At 67.2% G+C, this 19,505-nt stretch carries 24 protein-coding genes; 14 read left to right on the top strand and 10 right to left on the bottom strand.

Annotated elements, in window-relative coordinates; all coding sequences use genetic code 11:
• Positions 1 to 10: 10 nt before the first annotated feature.
• The 9 genes from ACKTSM_RS02195 (at position 11) to ACKTSM_RS02155 (ending at position 7,284) form a co-directional block, all read left to right on the top strand.
• Positions 11 to 712: a DsbA family protein gene (locus ACKTSM_RS02195; RefSeq protein WP_407875511.1), complete on the top strand. Its 702-nt coding sequence runs from the start codon at positions 11 to 13 to the stop codon at positions 710 to 712.
• Positions 712 to 1,740, top strand: coding sequence for a hypothetical protein (locus ACKTSM_RS02190; RefSeq protein WP_407875510.1), 1,029 nt, complete (start codon positions 712 to 714; stop codon positions 1,738 to 1,740). The genes ACKTSM_RS02195 and ACKTSM_RS02190 overlap by 1 nt, the downstream gene beginning before the upstream one ends.
• A 99-nt stretch (positions 1,741 to 1,839) precedes the next feature.
• A complete protein-coding gene (locus ACKTSM_RS02185) occupies positions 1,840 to 3,117 on the top strand; it encodes a sensor histidine kinase (RefSeq protein WP_407875509.1) in 1,278 nt (425 codons plus the stop codon).
• Positions 3,114 to 3,911 (top strand): LytR/AlgR family response regulator transcription factor, encoded by a 798-nt coding sequence (locus tag ACKTSM_RS02180; RefSeq protein ID WP_407875508.1) that lies wholly within the window; start codon positions 3,114 to 3,116, stop codon positions 3,909 to 3,911. The genes ACKTSM_RS02185 and ACKTSM_RS02180 overlap by 4 nt, the downstream gene beginning before the upstream one ends.
• 116 nt (positions 3,912 to 4,027) lie before the next feature.
• Positions 4,028 to 4,894 (top strand): carboxylating nicotinate-nucleotide diphosphorylase, encoded by an 867-nt coding sequence (gene nadC / locus ACKTSM_RS02175; RefSeq protein WP_407875507.1) that lies wholly within the window; start codon positions 4,028 to 4,030, stop codon positions 4,892 to 4,894.
• Complete coding sequence (locus ACKTSM_RS02170) at positions 4,891 to 5,337, top strand: hypothetical protein (protein WP_407875506.1); 447 nt, start codon at positions 4,891 to 4,893, stop codon at positions 5,335 to 5,337. The genes nadC and ACKTSM_RS02170 overlap by 4 nt, the downstream gene beginning before the upstream one ends.
• The gene (locus ACKTSM_RS02165; protein ID WP_407875505.1) at positions 5,321 to 6,025 is read left to right on the top strand and encodes a ribonuclease T2 family protein; all 705 of its coding nucleotides are present in this window, start codon (positions 5,321 to 5,323) and stop codon (positions 6,023 to 6,025) included. Before ACKTSM_RS02170 ends, ACKTSM_RS02165 begins: the two co-directional genes overlap by 17 nt.
• Positions 6,026 to 6,036: 11 nt before the next feature.
• Entirely contained in the window at positions 6,037 to 6,546 is a 510-nt protein-coding gene (locus tag ACKTSM_RS02160; protein WP_407875504.1) for a histidine phosphatase family protein, read from the top strand.
• A 111-nt stretch (positions 6,547 to 6,657) separates the two neighbouring features.
• Positions 6,658 to 7,284, top strand: coding sequence for a hypothetical protein (locus ACKTSM_RS02155; protein ID WP_407875503.1), 627 nt, complete (start codon positions 6,658 to 6,660; stop codon positions 7,282 to 7,284).
• Between the two features lie 117 nt (positions 7,285 to 7,401).
• Here ACKTSM_RS02155 and ACKTSM_RS02150 read toward each other — a convergent pair whose 3' ends face one another.
• Together ACKTSM_RS02150 and ACKTSM_RS02145 are read right to left on the bottom strand one after the other, a co-directional pair.
• On the bottom strand, positions 7,402 to 7,869 hold the full coding sequence (locus ACKTSM_RS02150) for a nucleoside deaminase (protein WP_407875502.1): 468 nt from the start codon (positions 7,867 to 7,869) through the stop codon (positions 7,402 to 7,404).
• 12 nt (positions 7,870 to 7,881) lie between these two features.
• On the bottom strand, positions 7,882 to 8,127 hold the full coding sequence (locus ACKTSM_RS02145; RefSeq protein ID WP_407875501.1) for a hypothetical protein: 246 nt from the start codon (positions 8,125 to 8,127) through the stop codon (positions 7,882 to 7,884).
• A 262-nt stretch (positions 8,128 to 8,389) separates the two neighbouring features.
• Here ACKTSM_RS02145 and rpmB point away from each other — a divergent pair, with 262 nt between their 5' ends.
• Positions 8,390 to 8,677: a 50S ribosomal protein L28 gene (rpmB, locus tag ACKTSM_RS02140; protein ID WP_407875500.1), complete on the top strand. Its 288-nt coding sequence runs from the start codon at positions 8,390 to 8,392 to the stop codon at positions 8,675 to 8,677.
• A gap of 144 nt (positions 8,678 to 8,821) precedes the next feature.
• Here the strand turns inward: rpmB and ACKTSM_RS02135 are convergent, their stop codons facing one another.
• The 4 genes from ACKTSM_RS02135 to xseA are packed head-to-tail and all read right to left on the bottom strand — an operon-like array spanning position 8,822 to position 12,519.
• Positions 8,822 to 9,808 carry an esterase-like activity of phytase family protein gene (locus ACKTSM_RS02135; RefSeq protein WP_407875499.1) on the bottom strand — a complete coding sequence of 329 codons (987 nt, stop codon included), beginning with the start codon at positions 9,806 to 9,808 and terminating at the stop codon, positions 8,822 to 8,824.
• Position 9,809: 1 nt separating this feature from the next.
• Positions 9,810 to 10,787, bottom strand: coding sequence for a M23 family metallopeptidase (locus ACKTSM_RS02130; protein WP_407875498.1), 978 nt, complete (start codon positions 10,785 to 10,787; stop codon positions 9,810 to 9,812).
• Positions 10,784 to 10,987, bottom strand: a complete 204-nt coding sequence (locus tag ACKTSM_RS02125) for a DUF2093 domain-containing protein (RefSeq protein ID WP_407875497.1) — start codon at positions 10,985 to 10,987, stop codon at positions 10,784 to 10,786. The genes ACKTSM_RS02130 and ACKTSM_RS02125 overlap by 4 nt, the downstream gene beginning before the upstream one ends.
• A 23-nt stretch (positions 10,988 to 11,010) precedes the next feature.
• A complete protein-coding gene (gene xseA / locus ACKTSM_RS02120; RefSeq protein WP_407875496.1) occupies positions 11,011 to 12,519 on the bottom strand; it encodes an exodeoxyribonuclease VII large subunit in 1,509 nt (502 codons plus the stop codon).
• Here xseA and purD point away from each other — a divergent pair.
• Positions 12,518 to 13,795 (top strand): phosphoribosylamine--glycine ligase, encoded by a 1,278-nt coding sequence (gene purD, locus ACKTSM_RS02115; RefSeq protein WP_407875495.1) that lies wholly within the window; start codon positions 12,518 to 12,520, stop codon positions 13,793 to 13,795. The genes xseA and purD overlap by 2 nt on opposite strands.
• 260 nt (positions 13,796 to 14,055) lie before the next feature.
• Here the strand turns inward: purD and ACKTSM_RS02110 are convergent, their stop codons facing one another.
• Positions 14,056 to 15,099: an adenosine kinase gene (locus ACKTSM_RS02110; RefSeq protein WP_407875494.1), complete on the bottom strand. Its 1,044-nt coding sequence runs from the start codon at positions 15,097 to 15,099 to the stop codon at positions 14,056 to 14,058.
• Between the two features lie 134 nt (positions 15,100 to 15,233).
• Between ACKTSM_RS02110 and ACKTSM_RS02105 the strand changes: the two genes are divergently transcribed.
• The 3 genes from ACKTSM_RS02105 to ACKTSM_RS02095 all read left to right on the top strand — a co-directional run bounded on the left by ACKTSM_RS02105 (position 15,234) and on the right by ACKTSM_RS02095 (position 17,394).
• A complete protein-coding gene (locus tag ACKTSM_RS02105) occupies positions 15,234 to 15,947 on the top strand; it encodes an EI24 domain-containing protein (protein ID WP_407875493.1) in 714 nt (237 codons plus the stop codon).
• Complete coding sequence (locus tag ACKTSM_RS02100) at positions 15,934 to 16,362, top strand: hypothetical protein (RefSeq protein WP_407875492.1); 429 nt, start codon at positions 15,934 to 15,936, stop codon at positions 16,360 to 16,362. Before ACKTSM_RS02105 ends, ACKTSM_RS02100 begins: the two co-directional genes overlap by 14 nt.
• 87 nt (positions 16,363 to 16,449) lie before the next feature.
• Complete coding sequence (locus tag ACKTSM_RS02095) at positions 16,450 to 17,394, top strand: hypothetical protein (RefSeq protein ID WP_407875491.1); 945 nt, start codon at positions 16,450 to 16,452, stop codon at positions 17,392 to 17,394.
• Between the two features lie 18 nt (positions 17,395 to 17,412).
• Here the strand turns inward: ACKTSM_RS02095 and ACKTSM_RS02090 are convergent, their stop codons facing one another.
• From ACKTSM_RS02090 to ACKTSM_RS02080, 3 genes are read right to left on the bottom strand one after another with little or no spacing between them, the layout of a single operon-like run.
• Positions 17,413 to 17,769, bottom strand: a complete 357-nt coding sequence (locus ACKTSM_RS02090) for a HesB/IscA family protein (protein WP_407875490.1) — start codon at positions 17,767 to 17,769, stop codon at positions 17,413 to 17,415.
• On the bottom strand, positions 17,769 to 18,269 hold the full coding sequence (locus ACKTSM_RS02085) for an SUF system Fe-S cluster assembly protein (protein ID WP_407876397.1): 501 nt from the start codon (positions 18,267 to 18,269) through the stop codon (positions 17,769 to 17,771). Before ACKTSM_RS02085 ends, ACKTSM_RS02090 begins: the two co-directional genes overlap by 1 nt.
• Positions 18,269 to 19,486 carry an aminotransferase class V-fold PLP-dependent enzyme gene (locus tag ACKTSM_RS02080; protein WP_407876396.1) on the bottom strand — a complete coding sequence of 406 codons (1,218 nt, stop codon included), beginning with the start codon at positions 19,484 to 19,486 and terminating at the stop codon, positions 18,269 to 18,271. Before ACKTSM_RS02080 ends, ACKTSM_RS02085 begins: the two co-directional genes overlap by 1 nt.
• Between the last annotated feature and the right edge of the window lie 19 nt (positions 19,487 to 19,505).

Here is a 19,505-nt window from a genome sequence, read left to right as displayed (position 1 = left end):
GGCGCAAGCGATGGATAACGGCCTGCGATCTTCGCTCCTCACCGCGCTCCTTGCGCTTGTCTTCGGCTTTCTGGGCGCTGCGGCATGGTCACTGACAGGGCTCGCCGACAACCGCACGCGCAGCTATCTGATCGAGAACCCGACCGTTCTTCAGGACGTCGCCGAAGCGCTCGCGCAGCAGCAATCGCGCGACCGGATCGCCTCGCTCGGCGAAGATCTCTACGAGCCCTTTCCCGGAGCGGTGATCGGCAATCCGCAGGGCAGCCGGACGCTGGTCGAATTCACCGATTACAACTGCCCCTATTGCGAGGCGAGCCTTGCCGATGTCGTCCAGCTGGTCGAGGCCGATCCCGAGCTCAGGGTGGTGATGCGCGAATGGCCGATCTTCGAAGGCAGCGAAGAGGCCGCGCGCATGGCCCTCGCCGCGGCGCTCCAGGGCAAGTATCGCGCCTTCCACGAAGCGATGTTCCGTATCGGCGCGGCCAATCCGGGAGGCGTCGATGCCGCCGCGCGGGCGGCAGGCCTCGACCTTGCCAGGGCGCGCGAGGATGCCGCGAGCGAACGCGTTTCGGTCGAACTGGCGCGCAATCTCACCTTTGCCCGCTCGCTCGGATTTGGCGGCACGCCTGCCTTTGTCGCGGGCGATATCCCGGTCGAGGGCGCGGTCGGTTTCGACCGGCTCGAAGAATTGCTCGCCCAGTCGCACAGCTGATGCGCGCCCCGGCCCTGCTTTGCGCGCTGCCCGCTGTGCTGGCGACCGCCTGCACCGCGCCGCTGCGCGAGGAAATCAATTGGAACCGGGTCGATCTCGCGCGCGAACGCACCGCGATCGAGGCCTTCCAGGCGCATGACCAGAAGCTCCAGGATGTCGGCTGGAAGCTGGTGCGCGGCAATGCCGGTATCTGCGCGCGCACCATTCCTGCTGTCGGGCTGCAATTGCAGGACATGGCAAGCTATGGGTCGCCGGCCATTGCGCGCCGGGCGCTGGGCCTTGCGCGCGATTTCGCGGTCCAGACTGCGGCGGCGGAATCACCCGCGGGACAATCGGGCGCGTTCCGTCCCAATCGCGAGATTGCCGCGCTCTCCGGGACCGACCCCAATCAATGGGAGGCAGGCGCGCGCTTCGACTGGGAACGGCTCGCCCGCGCGCACGACCATGTCGATGCCGTCCTCGCCGACAGGGGCGCGCTCACGGTCGCCTTTGCCGATGGCGGGGAGGCCGCGCTTGCGCCCGTGCCGGTCTGCGCCACCCGCTTCGAGCTGATGGGCGAAGGCCGCCGCGCCGTCGCCGACGGCAACCGGGTGGTGATCGGCATCCGCTTTCCCGCCTTTGCCTATCCTGAGGACATGTTTGCCGGCGTGGTCGCGCACGAGCTCGCGCACAACCTGCTCGGCCATTCGGACTGGCTCGACCATCACGGGCGGCGCCAGGGCAATGTCCGCCGCGCCGAGCGCGAGGCCGACCGGCTGATGCCATGGCTGCTCGCCAATGCCGGTTACGACCCCGAGGCGGCGCTGCGGTTCATGCAGGAATGGGGGCCGCGCCACAGCGGCGGGATCCTGCGCGAGCGATCGCATGATGGCTGGGACGAGCGCGCCGAGTTCATCGCCGCCGAACTTCCTGCCATCCAGGCGCTGCTCGAGGAAAGCGGCAAGGCCGACTGGTCGGTCCATTTCCGCCGCGAGATCGCACCGCTTCCGGCTGCGTCGTCCGAACAGGGTGCAAGCGCCGGCGGATAGCGCGGCTGCGGCGGGTGGTTCACCGCCTGCGCCCACCGACCTGCACCAAGGTGCAATTGCCCATGCCAGCGGGAGCAAAATCGGCTACACGCGGTTGTCATGTCGATGATGCGCTTCCAGCCCGCGCCATTTTTCGCGAACAAGAACCGCGCCTTCTGGAACCTCCAGCTGGCCGGCTGGGGCGGCGCGTTCCTGCTGCGCGCGGTCAATGCGCTGGCCAATGGCCTGCCCTACAACCTGCTGCTGGTGATCCTGGTGACCACCATCACCGGCTTCTCGCTGAGCGTGATCCTGTCCGTGGTCTATCGCCAGCTGATCGACCGCAGCCCGATCGTCACCTGGGGCGGGACCGCGGTCTCGCTGGTGCTGGCGGTGATCGTCCATGCGGGGATCGATGCCTGGGTCCAGGACCTCTATTATGCCGGGTCGAGCGAGACCAGCTTCGCCCAGCGTTTTGTCGGGATCACCTATATCCCGCTGACCCTGCTGGGCGGGTGGAGCGCGCTCTATTACGCGATCAATTTCTTCCTCACGGTCGAGCGCCAGGCCGACCGGCTCGAACGTCTGGAAGCGCAGGCCACCAGCGCCCAGCTGGCCATGCTGCGCTACCAGCTCAACCCGCATTTCCTTTTCAACACGCTCAATTCGATCAGCACGCTGGTCCTGCTCAAGCAGACCGACCAGGCCAATGCCATGCTCACCCGGCTTTCGGGATTCCTGCGCCACACGCTGATCGCCGAGCCGGGCAGCCAGGTCTCGCTGGCGCAGGAGATCGAGACGCTCCAGCTCTATCTCGACATCGAGCGGATGCGGTTCGAGGACAGGCTGCGCACGCGCTTCGACATCGACGAGGCGGCGATGCATGCCTGCCTGCCCTCGATGCTGCTCCAGCCGCTGATCGAGAACGCGGTCAAATATGCCGTCAGCCCGCAGGAGGACGGTGCCGAGATCGTGCTCAGCGCGCGGGTGGTCGGCCAGCGCCTGCGGATCGCGGTCGAGGATACCGGGCCGGGCGTCGAAGGCCCGGTCCAGCTATCAATGCTCGAATACGAGAACGAGGTCGCGGGCGGGCTGACCGGTCGCCCTGTCTCGACCGGGGTCGGCCTTGCCAATATCCGCAACCGGCTGATGCAGGGCTATGGCGACGATCACCTGTTCGAAACCGCCTCGCAGCCGGGCGGCGGGTTCAAGGTGCTGATCGAGATCCCATATGAAACCGAAGGCCGCAGCGAACATGCGGCGCAAGAGAACCGTGCTGCTGCGCCCAGCCGCGCCGGCCGCCGCGAACGAACCCCCCGTGCCGGGAGCGCCGACACAGCCGGCGACCCCGCGCCCATCAATCTCAACCCCCAACACGCAATCGGAAATTCGTCATGACCATTCGTACCATCCTCGTCGACGACGAAAAACTCGCCATCCAGGGCCTGCAATTGCGGCTCGAGCCGTTCGACGATGTCGAGGTGATCGACACCTGTTCGAACGGGCGCGAGGCGATCCGCAAGATCAAGACCGAAAAGCCAGACCTCGTCTTTCTCGACATCCAGATGCCCGGCTTTGACGGCTTCTCGGTCGTCAAGGGCGTGATGGAGATCGAACCGCCGCTGTTCGTCTTCGTCACCGCCTATGAGGAGCACGCGATCCGTGCCTTCGAGGCCAATGCGGTCAATTACCTGATGAAGCCGGTCGACGAGGACAAGCTCGCCGACACGATCGAGCGCGTGCGCAAGCGCATGGCAGAGAAGAAATCGGCCGAGGATGCCGAGCAATTGCTCGACGTGCTCGCCGAGGTCGCGCCCGACCGCGCGGCGGAGTTCGGCGAGGAAGGCGGCGAGAGCGCCGACCGCTTCGAAAAGCTCATCAATGTCAAGGATCGCGGCCAGATCTTCCGGGTCGAGGTCGAATCGATCGAGCATATCGAGGCCGCGGGCGATTACATGTGCATCTATACCGGCGACAATTCGCTGATCCTGCGCGAGACGATGAAGGACTTGGAGCGGCGCCTCGACCCGCGCAAGTTCCAGCGCGTCCACCGCAGCACAATCGTCAATCTCGACCAGGTCCGGCAGGTCAAGCCGCACACCAATGGCGAATGCTTCCTGGTGCTCGATTCGGGCGCTGAGGTGAAGGTTTCGCGGTCCTATCGCGACGTGGTGGCGCGCTTCGTGCACTGATGATTGCGGGAGAGCGCATCCGCGCTCTCCGCCTCGCTCAACGCGCAGCATAGCTGTGCCCGCTGCGGGCGGGCGGTCGCCCTTGCGGACCCTGTGGGTCCGTTTATGGGTAGCGCATGACCTTTTCGCTGCCTGGCTTCGACCTTCAGAAATTCGTTCGCGAAACGCTTGCCGAGGATCTGGGCGAGGGCCTCGAAGGCGGAGGCAGGGATGTCACATCGACAAGCGTGATCCCAGCCGATGCACGCTTTGCCGGGGTCATGGACAGCCGCGATGCGGTGGTGGTCGCGGGATTGCCGCTGGCCGAGGCGTTCTTCCGCCACCTCGACCCGCAAGTGCGGATCGAAACCCTCGTCAGCGACGGTGATGCGGTCGATGCGGGCGCGGACCTGATGCGGCTTACCGGCAATGCCCGCGCACTGCTCACCGCCGAGCGCAGCGCCCTGAACATCGTCCAGCACCTATCGGGCATCGCCACTTTGACCCGCGACTATGTCAAAGCAATGCGCGAAGGCTCGCAGACCTGCACCCTGCTCGACACCCGCAAGACCTTGCCCGGCCTGCGCGTGCTCGAAAAATACGCGACCCGGATGGGCGGCGCGCAGAACCACCGGATGGGATTGTGGGACGCGGCGATGATCAAGGACAACCACGTCGCGGTCGCAGGCAGCGTCGGCGAAGCGGTGCGCCGCGCGGCCGATGCCGGGGTCAGCCCGATCATCTGCGAGGTCGACCGGCTCGACCAGATCGAACCCGCGATTGCAGCGGGCGCGCATCACCTCCTGCTCGACAACATGTCGCCCGAGACCTTGAAAGAGGCGGTTGCGATGGTCGCGGGCCGCACCGCGACCGAGGCGTCGGGCGGCATCAACCTCGAAACCATCGCGGCGAAAGCGGCGAGCGGGGTCGATTATTGCTCGGTCGGCCGCCTGACCCAGAGCGCGCCTGCCGCCGATGTCGGGCTGGACTTCAAGCCGGTATGACCTGGCGCAAGGGGCCGCGCCCCTGGACGGTTCGCCTGTTTGCACTCGCGCTGCTGATTGCCGCACTGATCGGTCTTTTCGAAGCCTTGCTGGCGCACGAGGCCTTGCTGGTGGGACGCTGGTTCGACCGCTTGCCGATGATCCGCTGGACGCCCGATCTCGCGATCGTCGCGACCTTCTCACAATTCACGATCGCGCTTATTCCTCTTGTCTGGATCTACGCCTTCGCCTCAAAGGCAGCGCGATGGGTGGTCCTTGCCTTCGGGGCGATCAAGATCGGATACGCGGCCATCAATACGGGCGATGCTATCCTGTTAAAATCGCCGCAAGTCGTCTGGCTCGAAAAGGCGCTGGTGCTGATTGCATTGATGATGCTGTTCGTGCCTGCCACCACCAGATGGCTGGGCAAGGATGAGGAGGCGTCGCTTGCGTCATTCGATTAAGATCGTCTTCGCCCTGGCGCTCGCGCTGCCCGCCGCCGCCAACGCGCAGGCCTATCAATGCCGCGCGCCGCAGGTCTCGTCCGTACCGCAGATCGCGCCCGACCAGCGCCCGCGCGTGGTGCCGGTCACCGGCTACACGCTCGCGCTGTCATGGTCGCCCGCCTTCTGCCGGACGCGGCAGGACAGCCGCACGCACCGCGTCCAGTGCTCGGGCGAGAACGGGCGGTTCGGCCTCGTCGTTCACGGGCTGTGGCCGCAGGGCGCGCGGACCTGGCCGCAATGGTGCCCGACCAATGCGCGCCCGACCCCGCGCCAGCTGCGCGAGAACCTGTGCATGATGCCTTCTGCCCGGCTGATCGCGCGCCAATGGGCCAAGCACGGCTCGTGCATGGTGCGCCGCCCGGAGACCTATTTCGGCGTGACCCGCGTGCTCTGGAATTCGCTGCGCGTTCCCGACTATGACCGGATCAGCCGCGAGGACGATCTCACCGCGGGCCGCATCAGGCAGGCCTTTGCCGATGCCAATCCAGGCTGGGAGCCTGCCCATGTCGGGGTCAAGCTCAACCGCGATGGCTGGCTTCAGGAATTGCGGCTGTGCTATTCGCGCCGCTTCCGCCCGGCGCGCTGCGATGCAAGGCGATATGGCGCGCGCGACGGGCAAAGGGCGCGGATCTGGCGCGGGTTATGAGGGGACAAGGCATGAAGGCGAAATCGATCATCGCGCTGGCGCTCGCGCTGTTGCTGGGAGCGTGCATGACCGCGCCCGAACCCGGCCCCGCCGCAGCTCCGCAAGCCGCCCGCGAACACGCCGTCTATGTCATCCGTCACCTCCAGAAGGCGCAAGGCCCCGATCCGAGCCTGACTCAGGAAGGCGCGGCCAATGCGCAGCTTCTCGCCGACATGCTCGAAGGCGAAGCCATCGGCGCGGTCTATGCAACTCCCACGGCCCGCGCGGTCCAGACCGGCGAACCGCTCGCCCGAAGGCTTGGCCTTTCGGTCACGCCCTACGACGCACGCGACGGCACCGGCCTCGCGGCCTCGCTCGCGGCGCTCGATGCGCCGGCGCTGGTGGTCGGCCACAGCAACACCGTCGGCGACCTCGTCTCGGCCTTTGGCGGCTCCCCTGTCCCGGTGCTGACAGAGGCCGATTACGGCACGCTCTACCGGGTCGATCCCGATGGAAGCGTGACCGAAATCGCGGTCGAATAACCTGCCGCCCCGCGCGGCGCGGCAGGCGGGTCGGCCAGGGGCGCGGGCTGGCTTTTCGGAAACATCGCGCCGGCAAATCATTGATTGCGTGAACACGAACACGAAGGATCAATGATGAAAAACCTAGTTTCCGCCGCTGCCATTTCGATCTCCGCCCTGGCGCTTGCCGCCTGCGACAACGAAGTCGAAGAAGAGGTCGAGGAAGAGCCCGTGGCCGTTTCGGTCGACGATGAAAACCTCTACCCGATCGGCGGCGAGCTCAACGAAGACCAGCAGGCCGCATTCGACGCGATGGACCGCGATGCGGCAATCGCCGAATACGACGCAAACCGCATCGTGATCGAGCGCGAAGAGGCCGAGGCGCGTTCTGCCGCGAGCGCCGAAAGCCGCAGTGCCGACACCACCGCCACGAACAGCGCGGACACGACCTCCGGCGATGGCGCGCAGGCTGCCAATGCGGATGCCGCGACCAGCAAGCCGCTTCGCCCGCGCAGCGCGATGACCTTCGGCTGGCTCGACCGCAACGACGATGGCAAGCTCTCGGTCGCCGAATACGCGATCTGGGCGCTTCCCACCAAGCCCAATCCGCCCGAGCCCAATGACCAGGTCGGCCCGCACCTGACGACCGACGAGATCAACGAGGCCGGCACGACCTTCTTCTATTTCGACGAGGACGGCGACACCTATCTCTCGCCCGCCGAGTTCACCGAGGCGCGCAATTCGGGCCGCTACAACTGATCACGCACGACGCAGGCTGATCGCCTGGATAGAGGGGCGCTTTCCCGTTCATGCGGGGGAGCGCCCTTTCCTTTGCCAGCAGCGCGCATCCTCGGCGCGCGAACCGCACCAAGCGCCTCAGCGCCTGTCCTTGAAGAAGGCGCGCAGCATATCGGCCGCCTCGGCCTCGCCTAGCCCTGCATAGATTTCGGGCGCGTGCAGGCACTGGTCATGCTCGAACACCCGCGCACCGTGCTCGACGGCACCGCCCTTGGGATCGCTCGCGCCGTAATAGAGCCGCGCGATCCGGGCATGGCTGATCGCGCCTGCACACATCGCGCACGGTTCGAGCGTGACATACAGATCGCAGCCAACCAGCCGCTCGCTGCCGACAATCGCGGCGGCTGCGCGTATAGCGCGGATCTCGGCATGGCCGGTGGGATCGGGCGGCGAGCGGGTGGCGTTCGCCTCGAGCGCGATGATCTCGCCTTCACGAACGATAGCGGCGGCAATGGGCACCTCTCCCATCGCCGCCGCTGATCGCGCTGCTTCCAGAGCGCGCTTCATCGCGAGCGGGACGGGCCAGCTGGCTCCGGCCCCGCTCATCGAATCAAGTTCCTATTCTTCGTCGCCGGTGACGGGCTCGCCGTCCGCATCGGGAACGCTGACATCGACATCGGGCACTTCCACGGTCATTTCCTCGGTGCCCACATCCACGTCCGGACCCTCGACGTCAAATTCCGGCAGGTTGCCGCCATCGACGTTCACTTCGGGCATGTCGCCTTCTTCGGTCTGGTCGACGTCGCATGCGGCGAGGCCGAGCGAGAGAGTGACGGCAGTGGCGGCGATTGCAAACTTTTTCATCGATTTCCTCCAAGTGGAACACGGGCGCATGCGATGCATCGCCCGCGCTTCAGTGGTGACAATGATTGCATTGCCGCGCAAGTTCCCAAAAAAAATTGCGTCGGCTCACGCACGCGCCCCCGGCGCCCCGGCCGCGCTCATGCGCAATCGCTTGACGATTCGCCCTCCCGCTTATATGTGGCGCGCTTTCCGGGAGACCCGAGCATCCAGGCACGCTGATGCGCAGCGGCGCTCCCGCCCATTCGAACGTACGAGAGATACCATGTCGCGGATTTGCGAACTGACCGGCAAGGGCCGCCAGGTCGGCCATAATGTGAGCCACGCCAACAACAAGACCAAGCGCGTCTTTCTGCCCAACCTGCAGAACGTCACGCTGATGAGCGAGAAGCTCGAGCGCAGCTTCAAGTTCCGCGTCTCGACGCATGGCCTGCGTTCGGTCGAGCACAATGGCGGTCTCGACAACTGGCTGCTCAAGACCAAAGACGAAAAGCTTTCCTCGCGCGCGCTCAAGGTCAAGCGCGAGCTCAAGAAGGCCGCTGCCGACGCCTGATCGGCACCGGGCGGCGGGGCGCTTGGGCCGACAGGCCGCGCCCCGGCACCGACAGCAAACAGACAGACAAGGCGTGCGGGGCCATGGCTCGGCACGCCTTTTTGCGTGCGCGGCACCAATCCGGCCGGGCAGCAGGCCCGGGCGTTAAGGCGCGGCGGGATCGAACAGGAGCCGCACCAGCAGGCTGCGCTGGAACACCGACATGTTGTCGTCGGCGATCACCCAGACCGCCAGCTCGCCCGGGCCTTGCGCGACCACCGTGATGCCTTCGTAATTGTCACGCGGGACCAGGCCCGACAGGTCGAGCGCGAGGCTCGCATGCCAGTCCTCGCCCGGGCGCGGGGGGTCGGCGATCGCGATCAGGCTGTCGAAGGAGGGCACGTCCCACACCACCTGCCGCATCAGCAGCAGGACCCGTCCATCGGGCAGTTCGGCCATGTCGGTCACCGCGAAGCCGGGGGCGGGCGAGACGAATGGCACCTCTTGCGCCGCGACGCCCTCGACCGGGTCGCGGGCGAAGAGGAGCGCGGTGTCGCGCCCCTCGGGGATCGCCACGAAACGTCCATCGGACAGCCGAAGCAGCGCTTCGAGCCCGGCATTGCGCGACCAAGGCACTTCGGGCGCGAGCATACGCACGCCTTCGAACCGGTGATCGGCGGAAAAGCGCGCGATCGCGTGGGTGTATTCGTAGCCGAGCCAATAGCGCCCGGTCGCCGGATCGCGGGTCGCCGATTCGATATCCCAAAGCGCGCCGCGATAACCGTCCTCGACACGCTGCCGGGTGACCTGGCGCGCGCTTTCGCCGGAGCCGCCATTCGGCACCGGCGGGGAGAAGGCAAAGCGCGAGCCGCGATCCGAGAACGCGACCAGCCTGTCGCCCGATAGCGCGAGCAGCGCCGAATAGCCGCCGAACCGCCGGTTCTGGGCGGCGTAATGCCACACCCCGTCGAGCCGCCATTGCGGCGATTCGCTCGTGCGCGCGCCCGCAATGCGCTCGATAAGGATGTCATCGGGCGTGAAAGGCCGGGGCGCGCTGCGCAGCCAGGTGCCGGGCGCGGCTAGCGCTGCGACCACCAGCACCGCGATCAGCCGCCGGACGCGCCATGCGCGCCGGTTCGCGCGCGCTGCCATGTCAGTTCATCGGCCCTGCGAGCAGCAGCGGATCGAGCCGGGCGGCCTTCCACTTGAGGCTCCAGTGCAAATGCGGCCCCGTTGCCCGCCCGCTCGCGCCGACATTGCCGATATGCTGGCCCTGCCGCACCGACTCGCCCTCTTCGACGACGATCCGCGAGGCGTGGAGGAAGGCGCTGTTGAGCCCCGCGCCGTGATCGATGATGATCAACCCGCCTTCGAGGCTGAAGCCGGTGCGCGCGAGCACCACCACGCCATCGGCGGGCGCGACGAATGGCGTGCCGTTGCCGGGCGCGATGTCGATACCCGAATGGTAGCTGCCCGGTTCGCCGCGATAGATTCGCTGGCGTCCAAACCGGCCCGAGATCCGCCCCGTTACCGGCCAGATGAAGTCCTGCTGCCAGCCGGTCGCGCCGGTTTCGCGCTGTCGGGCGTTCCAGATCGCTTCGAGTTCGGGTCGCCGGCGGGCAAGGAAGGCCTCGCTCGCTCCGCCCGGGCGGCGCGCCACATTGACGCGTTCGATATCCCAGTCGCGCGGCGATATGGCGATGGCCTGCGACACTTCGCGCCCGCCTTCGAACGTCATCACGAAATCGAGGCTTTCCGGGCTGTCGCGGTCGAGCCCTGCAAAGACCCGCCGGTCCGCGCCGATATCGAGCGCCTGCTCGCCGAGCCGCGCGCTCACCACCCCTTCGGGCAGGGTCGCGGTAAAGAAGCCGCCCTGCGTCAGCGCGCCCTCGAAGGCGGTGGGTGGCAGCGGGGCGGGAGGCGGCGGGGGCGCAGGCGGGGGCGGGGGCGGAGGCGGCGCAGGCTCGGTTGCCGCATCAGGGGCGGGCTGTGGCTGGGAGGCCGCAGAATCGGTAGCCGGCGCCTCGGTGCTCGCGCTTTCGGGTGCAGCGGAATCGCTCGCTCCGGTGCAGGCGGCGAGCACGATGAGCGCCAGAGCGAGCGACGCGCGGGTCAGCTTCGTGTCGCTCATGCTTCGCCGAGCAGGCGGCGCGTGGCGACCTCGGCGCTGGCATAGGCTTCCTGGTGTTCCGCGCTCCAGTAGCGCAAGTCCTCGAGCGGGATGACCTCGCCCGTTACCGCGCAGATGACGTGCTGGCCGGGGCGCAGCACGCGAAAGGTGGAGGGTCCGTAATAGAGCTTTGCGGCCTTTTCGCCGGATGACATCAACATGGGTGCGCCCTTAGCAGTTTTGGCTATTCGAACAAATCGTCTTGGCGCGGCCCGGGTTCAGGACGCGCTGGCTTGCGCTTTCTGGCCGGGCGGGGCCTCGGCGGGTCGGGCGCGTCGGGTGCGGATGATCCCGCCGCCGGTTTGCCGACCGCGACATCAAGGCTTCCATCGGCAAATTGCAGCGTCAGCGCGGTCTCGCGCTCGGCCTGCACCTTGCCGGTGAGCGCGAGCCCCGCCGCATCGCGCACGATCGCATAGCCGCGTGCGAGCGGCTTTTCGGGGTGGAACTGGCGCGCCAGCCGGGCGAGCGCTGTCAGCCGGTCCCCGGCAGCGGCGAGCGGGCGGGTAACGAGAGCGGGTTCGAGCCGCGCTCCGGCAAGGTCGCGCCTGGCATCGGCGAGCGCGCGGCGCAGCACCAGGGGCGAGAGTCGGCTCGAGACGATCGTCAGCGCCTCGCGCCCGCCGGCAGCGCGATCGACGAGGCCCCGCCGAAGCCTGTCGCCGAGGTCATCGAGCCGCTGCGCGGGCAGCTGGAACAGGGCCTCGGCGCGCGGCATCCGGCGGCTGCGCGCCTCGAGCCTCTCGCGCCCCAGTTCGACCGGGCGATGGACCGCGCGGCGCTTGCGCGCGGCAAAGTCGGCAAGCGTCGCGGCAAGGTCCGCGCGCACCGGCACCGCCATTTCCGCCGCCGCGGTCGGAGTGGGCGCCCGGCGGTCGGCGGCGTGGTCGGCAAGCGTGGTGTCGGTTTCGTGTCCCACGGCAGAAATAACCGGAATGGTACAATCGGCAATGGCACGGACCACCGCCTCCTCGTTGAAGCTCCACAGGTCCTCGATCGAGCCGCCGCCGCGCGCGACGATCACCACGTCGGGGCGCGGGACCGCCCCCGTGCCATCGAGCGCCGCAAACCCGCGGATCGCGCCAGCGACCTGCTCGGCCGCTCCCTGGCCCTGGACCATGACCGGCCACACCACGACGTGGCTGGGAAAGCGGTCGGCGAGCCGATGGAGGATGTCGCGGATAACCGATCCGGTTGGCGAGGTGACCACCCCGATCACCCTGGGCAAATAAGGCAGGCGGCGCTTGCGTTCGCGTGCGAACAGCCCCTCCGCCTCGAGCCGGGCGCGGGTCTTCTCGAGCAGCGCGAGCAGCGCGCCCTCGCCCGCGATCTCGAGGCTCTCGATCACGATCTGGTATTTCGAGCGCCCGGCATAGGTCGTCAGCTTGCCGGTCACGATCACTTCGAGCCCGTCTTCGGGAACGAAGGCGAGCCGGTTGGTGCTGCCGCGCCACATCACCCCGTCGATCACCGCCTTGTCGTCCTTGAGCGCGCAATAGAGGTGGCCCGAAGCCGCGCGCTTGACCCCCGACAGCTCGCCGCGCAGCCGGACATGGCCGAAGCGGTCCTCGACCGTGCGCTTGAGCAGGTTCGAAATCTCGGTGATCGAGTAGGCTTGCGCGTTGTCGCCGGCGGGCACCCGCGCTACCAGCCCGTCTGGCCGGGAAGATGAGGAAGAAGGAGCGCGCGCCATGAATGTCCTTTTGCTGGGGTCGGGTGGCCGCGAACATGCGCTGGCCTGGAAGCTGGCGCAATCCCCGAGCCTCACCCGTCTCTATGCCGCCCCCGGAAATCCGGGGATCGCGCAAGAGGCCGAATGCGTCGCGCTCGATGCCGGGGACCACGATGCGGTGGTGACCTTCTGCCGCGATCGGAAAATCGCGCTGGTGGTGATCGGACCCGAGGCGCCGCTGGTCGACGGCCTCGCCGATTCGCTGCGCACCGCCGATATCGCCGCGTTCGGCCCCTCTGCCGCCGCCGCCCGGCTCGAAGGCTCGAAGGGCTTTACCAAGGATCTGTGTGCGCGCGCGGGCATCCCAACCGGCGATTATGTCCGCACCGGCGATCTCGAGACCGCGCGTGCCGCACTCGCCCGGTTCGAGCCGCCTTACGTGCTCAAGGCCGATGGGCTTGCCGCCGGCAAGGGCGTGGTGATCGCCGAGGACATCGCCCAGGCCGAGATCGTTCTCGCCGACATGTTCGGCGGGCTCCACGGCGATGCCGGGGCCGAAGTGGTGATCGAGCAGTTCCTCGAAGGCGAGGAGGCGAGCTTCTTCGCGATCACCGATGGCGAGAGCGTCATCCCCTTCGGCACCGCGCAGGACCACAAGCAGGTCGGCGAAGGCGATGTCGGCGCCAATACCGGCGGCATGGGCGCCTATTCGCCCGCGCCGGTGCTGACGCGCGCATTGCAGGACCGCGTCATGGCTGAAATCATCCGGCCCACTGTCGATACGATGCGCGAAGAGGGCATGGCCTATTCCGGCGTCCTTTATGCGGGCCTCATGCTGACAGCGACCGGCCCGCAACTGATCGAATACAATTGCCGTTTCGGCGATCCTGAATGCCAGGTGCTGATGACCCGGCTCGAAACCGACCTGCTCGCGCTGATGAATGCCTGCGCCAATGGCGACCTGAAAGGCCACGAAGCCCGCTTTGCCGAGACGACCGCACTCACGGTCGTGATGGCGGCCAAGGGCTATCCCGGCACACCCGAAAAGGGCGGAGCGATCGACCTCGGCGCTGCCGAGAACGGCGGTGCAAAGGTCTTCCACGCGGGCACGAAGCATGGCGATGACGGCGCGCTCGTCGCCAATGGCGGACGCGTGCTCAATGTCACCGCGACCGGTGCCAATGTCACCGAAGCGCAGGCGAAAGCTTATCAAGCGGTCGACGCGATCAGTTTCCCGAGCGGGTTCTGCCGCCGCGATATCGGCTGGAAGGAAGTTGCGCGCGAACAGGACCGCTAGGGACAGCGTCCCGGCACGCAATCCGCCGCTTTCCTACGCCGCGCAGGCCGCGCTAGACCCTCGCAGCCATGCCGCAGCCTGCCGCCCCCCGCCGCGTCCCCCGTCGCGTCCCCTGTTCCGGCCCCTGTTCCGGCGTCGTCCAGCGCCCTGCTGATCGCTTTTATCGATCGATCAGGCAGCCTGTGATCGATTGGTTTTTTGCACCAGGACCGTGCTCCATGTGTTCCACCCGTGCTTTTCGCGCGACGAGTGGAGCGCGCTCAGAGCCGGTCCTTCATCAGCGCGCGCATGTCGGTTTCGGGACGCGGGCCGTAATGCGAAATCACCTCGGCCGCCGCGATCGCCCCGCGCCTGAGGCAGGTCTCGAGCGCTTCGCCGCGCGCATGGCCGGCAAGGAAACCGGCGGCGAACTGGTCGCCCGCGCCCGTGGTGTCGACGACCTTTTCGACCGGCTCGGCCGCGACCGAGGCGCGCTCGCCATGGGCGCTGGCAACCGCGCCGTCGGGGCCGCGCGTGGCGACCAGCACCGGCACCTTGGGCGCGACCTGGTCGAAACCCGCGTCGAAATCAGCCTCGCCGGTCAGGGTCGCCAGCTCGCTTTCGTTGACGAACAGGATGTCGATCAGCCCCTCGTCGATCATCGCGCGGAAATCGTCGCCGTGGCGGTCGATCACGAAGCTCTCGGACGCGGTGAAGGCGACCTTGCGGCCTGCCGCGCGCGCGACCTCGATCGCGCGGCGCATGGCCCGGCGCGGTTCCTCGGGGTCCCACAGATAGCCTTCGAGATAGAGGATCGCCGCGCTCGCGATCAGCTCCTCGTCGAGCGCTTCGGCGGGCAGGAACTGGCCCGCGCCGAGGAAGGTGTTCATCGTCCGCTCGCCATCGGGGGTGACGAAGATCAGGCAGCGCCCGGTCGGCGGGCTGGCATCGGTCCCGTCGGTGGCGCGCATCGGGGTATCGAAATCGATCCCGGCGGCGCGGATATCGTGAGCAAAGACGTGTCCGAACTGGTCGTCGGCGACCTGGCCGATAAAGGCGCACTGGATGTCGAGCTGAGCAAGACCTGCCAGGGTGTTCGCGGCCGATCCGCCCGATTTTTCGGTTGCCGGACCCATCGCGTCATAGAGGCGGTCCGCGCCCTCGGCATCGACCAAGGTCATCCCGCCGCGATTGAGTTCGAGCTCGGCGATGTCCTCGTCGCTGCAGGAGGCGATGATATCGACGATCGCATTGCCGATCGCAATCACGTCATAGCGCGGGTCGGAGGCGGTGTTCTGGTCGGGTGCGGAAGCGTTGTCGGCCACGGAAAAGGTCCTGTCGTGCGGGATAAGAAAATTGCGTGCGCCGCGCCTAGCCCCTTGCGCCGCTCGCGCCAAGCGCGAAAGGCGGCACGAACGGGTTTGACTTGGCCAGGCGCCGACCGCATGGGGCACCGGTCATGAGCGCCCTTATCGAAGCTCTCGCCAAGGCGGTCGGCCAGCTTGCCGATCGAGCGGTGCTGCGCGTGCTTGCCAAGACGCTGGTCCTGACCCTCTTGGCCTTCGTCGCGCTCGCAGTCGGGCTCTACCACGCGATCGGCTGGCTGATGGGCGGCTGGGACGTGCCGGGGAGCGGGCTTGCCGAGGCAGCGGCAGCGGCCATCCTCGCAGCACTCGCGGCCTGGTTCCTGTTCCGCGTGGTCGCGCTGGCAGTGTTGCAATTCTTCGCCGACGAAGTGGTCGCCGCGGTCGAGGCGCGGCATTTCCCCGACATGGCCGCACATGCGCGCCCGCTGCCGCTGCGGCGCGACCTCGCCAATTCGCTGCGCGGTGCGGGGCGCGCGATCGGTGCCAATCTCCTCGCCTTGCCGGTGGCCTTGGTCCTGCTGGTGACAGGGATCGGCCCTGCTCTGGTGTTTCTCGGGGTCAATGCCTGGCTGCTCGGGCGCGAACTGACCGACATGGCGTGGCTGCGCCATTGCGATGGCGAGATGGGGACAGACATGCGCGCCAACCCGGTCGGGCGCGGGACACGGCTCGCGCTCGGGGCGGTGATCGCGGCGCTTCTCGCGGTGCCTGTCGTCAACCTGCTAGCCCCGGTGATCGGAGCGGCGGCGGGCACCCATCTGGCGATCGGCGCGATGGCGCGAAAGGGCGGTGATGCGCGCGGCTAGGGTCATGACGGCATTGGCCGCGCTGTCGGCGCTATCGGCATTGTCCGGCTGTGCGAGCGGGGCGAGCGGGTCCTATGTCCGCGGCGCGCCCGCCGCTTCCGCTCCGGCATCCTCGCAGCCGGGCGTGGCCTTCCGTTCACCTCAGGTGATGCGCGCTTCCGGGCTCGACGGGGTGATCGGGGCGCGTGCAGAAGCTCTCGCCCACCGGTTCGGCGATCCGCGGATCGACCTTATGGAAGGCGATGCGCGCAAGCTGCAATTCGCCTCGGATCGCTGCGTGCTCGACATCTTTCTCTACCCGCTCGAAGCCGGGAGCGAGCCGGTCGCCACCCATGTCGCGGCGCGCCGGCGCGATGGCTCTGGCGAAGCCGACAGCGCCGGATGCATCGCCCAGATCGAGCGCGGCGCGCCGTGAGCCGCCGCCGTCTCGCACCGCATGGTAACCCCGTCTTAAGCACATTCGTGGCATGTGCGGGTTCGAGATGAAGGGGTTTACCGCCAAATGACCACGCAATTCACCGAGATCGCGCAGCGCGCGGCTGCCGATGGCGATGTCACCGCCGATGAAGTGCTGGCGCTGCGCAGGCAGGGCTGGGGCGACGGGATCATCACCCGCGAAGAGGCCGAGGCGATCTTCGCGGTCAACAACGCGATCGACGAACGAAGCCAGGAATGGTGCGATTTCGTGGTCGAGGCGATCGGCGAATTCGTGCTCAACGGCACCGAGCCGCGCCTGCAATGCGACGACAGCGAGGCCGAATGGCTGATCGCGCAGGTCGATCATGACGGCGTGTGCGAAAGCTATGTCGAGCTGGAGGTGATCGTGCGGATCATCGAGCGCGCCGAGAACGTGCCGACCCGGCTCAAGGACTATGTCATCGCCCAGGTCGAGAACGAGGTGCTCACCGGCACCGGCCCGACGCGCCATGGCGGCGAGCTTTCCGATACCCATGTCTCGAGCGCCGAGGCGCGCATCCTGCGCCGGGTGGTGTTCGCCAGCGGGGGCCACGGGCCTGCCGCGGTAAGCCGCCACGAGGCGGAGATGCTGTTCCGACTCAAGGACGCGACCAAGGCCGAGGCAAATGCGCCCGAATGGGACGACCTGTTCCTCGACGGGGTCGCCAATTTCATGCGCGGCTTCGCGTTCCAGAACGCCCAGCTCGACCATTCGCGTCGCCGCGGGCTCGAGGAATTCATGGCGGATGACAGCGCCAATGTCGGCCGGTTCCTCGGCCGCATGGCGAAACAGGTTCCGCATGTGCGCAACCATTTCGGCAAGGTTTTCGGCAAGAAGGACGCAGGCCCGAGCATCGCCGACCAGGCCGCGACGGGCCACGAAGTGACCGATTTCGAACAGCAATGGCTCGACAAGATGATCGAGGGCGACGGCGAGGTCGACGATCTCGAGCGTCGCCTGATCGCGCGGATCATCGAGGAAGGCGAATGATGCGCCGCGGCGCGGGCCTTAGACCATGAAGCTCTCGCCGCAACCGCAAGCGCCCTTGGCGTTGGGGTTCTCGAACACGAAACCGGCAGTGAAATCGTCCTCGCGCCAGTCCATCGTCGATCCGACGAGATAAAGCACGCTCGCCCCGTCGATATAGAAGGTGCCGCCGGGGGTCTCGATCTTCTCGTCGAAGCCGGCTTCCTCGGTGATGTAATCGACCGAATAGGCAAGCCCCGAACACCCGCGCCGCGGGGTCGACAGCTTGACACCGATCGCGTCTTCGGGCGCCTTGCTCATGAGCTCGGCGATCCGCGCTTCGGCGGCCTTGGTGAGGATGACCGCGGCGGGCCGCTCCCTGGTGGAGTTGCCGGCCATCACAGCATCCCCAGTTCGAGCCGCGCCTCATCGCTCATCTTGTCCGGGCTCCACGGCGGGTCCCAGACGAGATTGACCTCGGCATCGCGGATGCCCGGCACCGATGCTGCGCGCAATTCGACCTCGCCCGGCATCGATTCAGCCACCGGGCAATGCGGTGTAGTCAGCGTCATGGTGACGATCGCATCGGCTTCGTCATCGACCTCGACCCCGTAGATGAGGCCCAGATCGTAGATGTTGACCGGGATTTCCGGGTCGTAGATTTCCTTGAGCGCATTGATCACCGCCTGCTGCAATGCGCCGCCGGCACCGGTCTCGGCATCCTCGGCGGGCTTGGCAGCGAGAAATCCTTCGAGATAGTCGCGCTTGCGCTCGCCGCTGTCTCCGGCGCTCTCATCGGGATCGTGCGCGTCCTCGACCCGGGCGCGCGGCGGCTTGGCCACGGCATCACCCGGAGCGGGTGCGGCAACGAATTCCTTATCGTCACTTGGCTTGTTCATCATGCTTTCCCAAAAAGCCGGCGCGTGCGGGCGATGCCCTCGAGCAGCGCGTCGATATCGTCATCGGCCGAATACAGGCCAAAGCTCGCACGCGCGGTGGCTGGAACACCGAGATAGTCCATCAAGGGCTGCGCGCAATGGTGGCCCGCGCGGATGGCGACGCCCGCCTCGTCGAGGATCGTTCCCAGGTCGTGCGAGTGGATGTCGTCGATCGCAAAACTGACAATGCCCGCGCTGTCGGTTGGACCGAAAACGGTGACATCGTTCATGGCAAGCAATTCGCGGCGAAGACGATCGGTCAGCCGGGTCTCGAGCGCGTGGATTGCTTCGACGCCGATCGCGCCGACATAGTCAACCGCTGCGTGGAAGGCGATCGCTTCGGCAATAGCCGGTGTGCCGGCCTCGAAACGCTGGGTGCCGGGCGCGAAAGTGGTGCCGGTGAAGGCCACGCGGTCGATCATCGCGCCGCCGCCCTGATAGGGGAGCATCTCTCCGCTTTCGAGCAGGTCGCCTCGCACCCACAGCGCTCCGATCCCGGTCGGGCCATAAAGCTTGTGCGCGCTGAAAGCGTAGAAATCGCAGTCGAGCGTAGCGAGATCGAGCGGCAGGCGCGGCACGGCCTGACATCCGTCGAGCAGCAGCTTCGCACCGACAGAGCGCGCCATCGCCGCTGCGCGCGCGGTATCGAGCACGCTGCCAAGCACGTTCGATACATGCGCGAAAGCGACCATCTTGTGACGCTTGGTGATCATTGCCTCGGCCGCCTCGAGGTCGATCCGGTGGTCATCAGTCAGGGGGACGACATCGATCTGAGCGCCGGTCGCCTCGGCCACCAATTGCCAGGGCACGATGTTCGAATGATGCTCGAGCTGGCTGAGCATGATCCGGTCGCCCGGCCGCAAACTGGCCCGGCCCCAGCTTTGCGCGACGAGATTGATCGCCTCGGTCGCACCGCGGGTGAAGATGAGCTCATCGGCCCTGCCGCCGACAAACCGCGCGACCGCCTCGCGTGCAGCCTCGTAAGCCGCGGTCATGTTGGCCGAGCGGGCATAGACCCCGCGATGGACGGTGGCGTAGTCCTCGCCCATGGCGCGCGCCATCGCGTCGATCACTGCGCGCGGTTTCTGTGCGGTCGCGGCCGTATCGAGATAGTGCCACGGCGCGCCATCGGCGGTCCTGAGGCCGGGAAAGTCGGCGCGCAGGTCAGCAGGCAGCATGCCCTCGATGGCAGCAGGC

Origin of the sequence: Qipengyuania nanhaisediminis, assembly GCF_045862805.1 — a bacterium.
In the GTDB taxonomy this organism is placed as follows: Bacteria; Pseudomonadota; Alphaproteobacteria; order Sphingomonadales; family Sphingomonadaceae; genus Erythrobacter; species Erythrobacter nanhaisediminis_A.
Note: the sequence above shows the minus strand (reverse complement) of the source record. Positions and strands in the feature narration are given on the sequence as shown.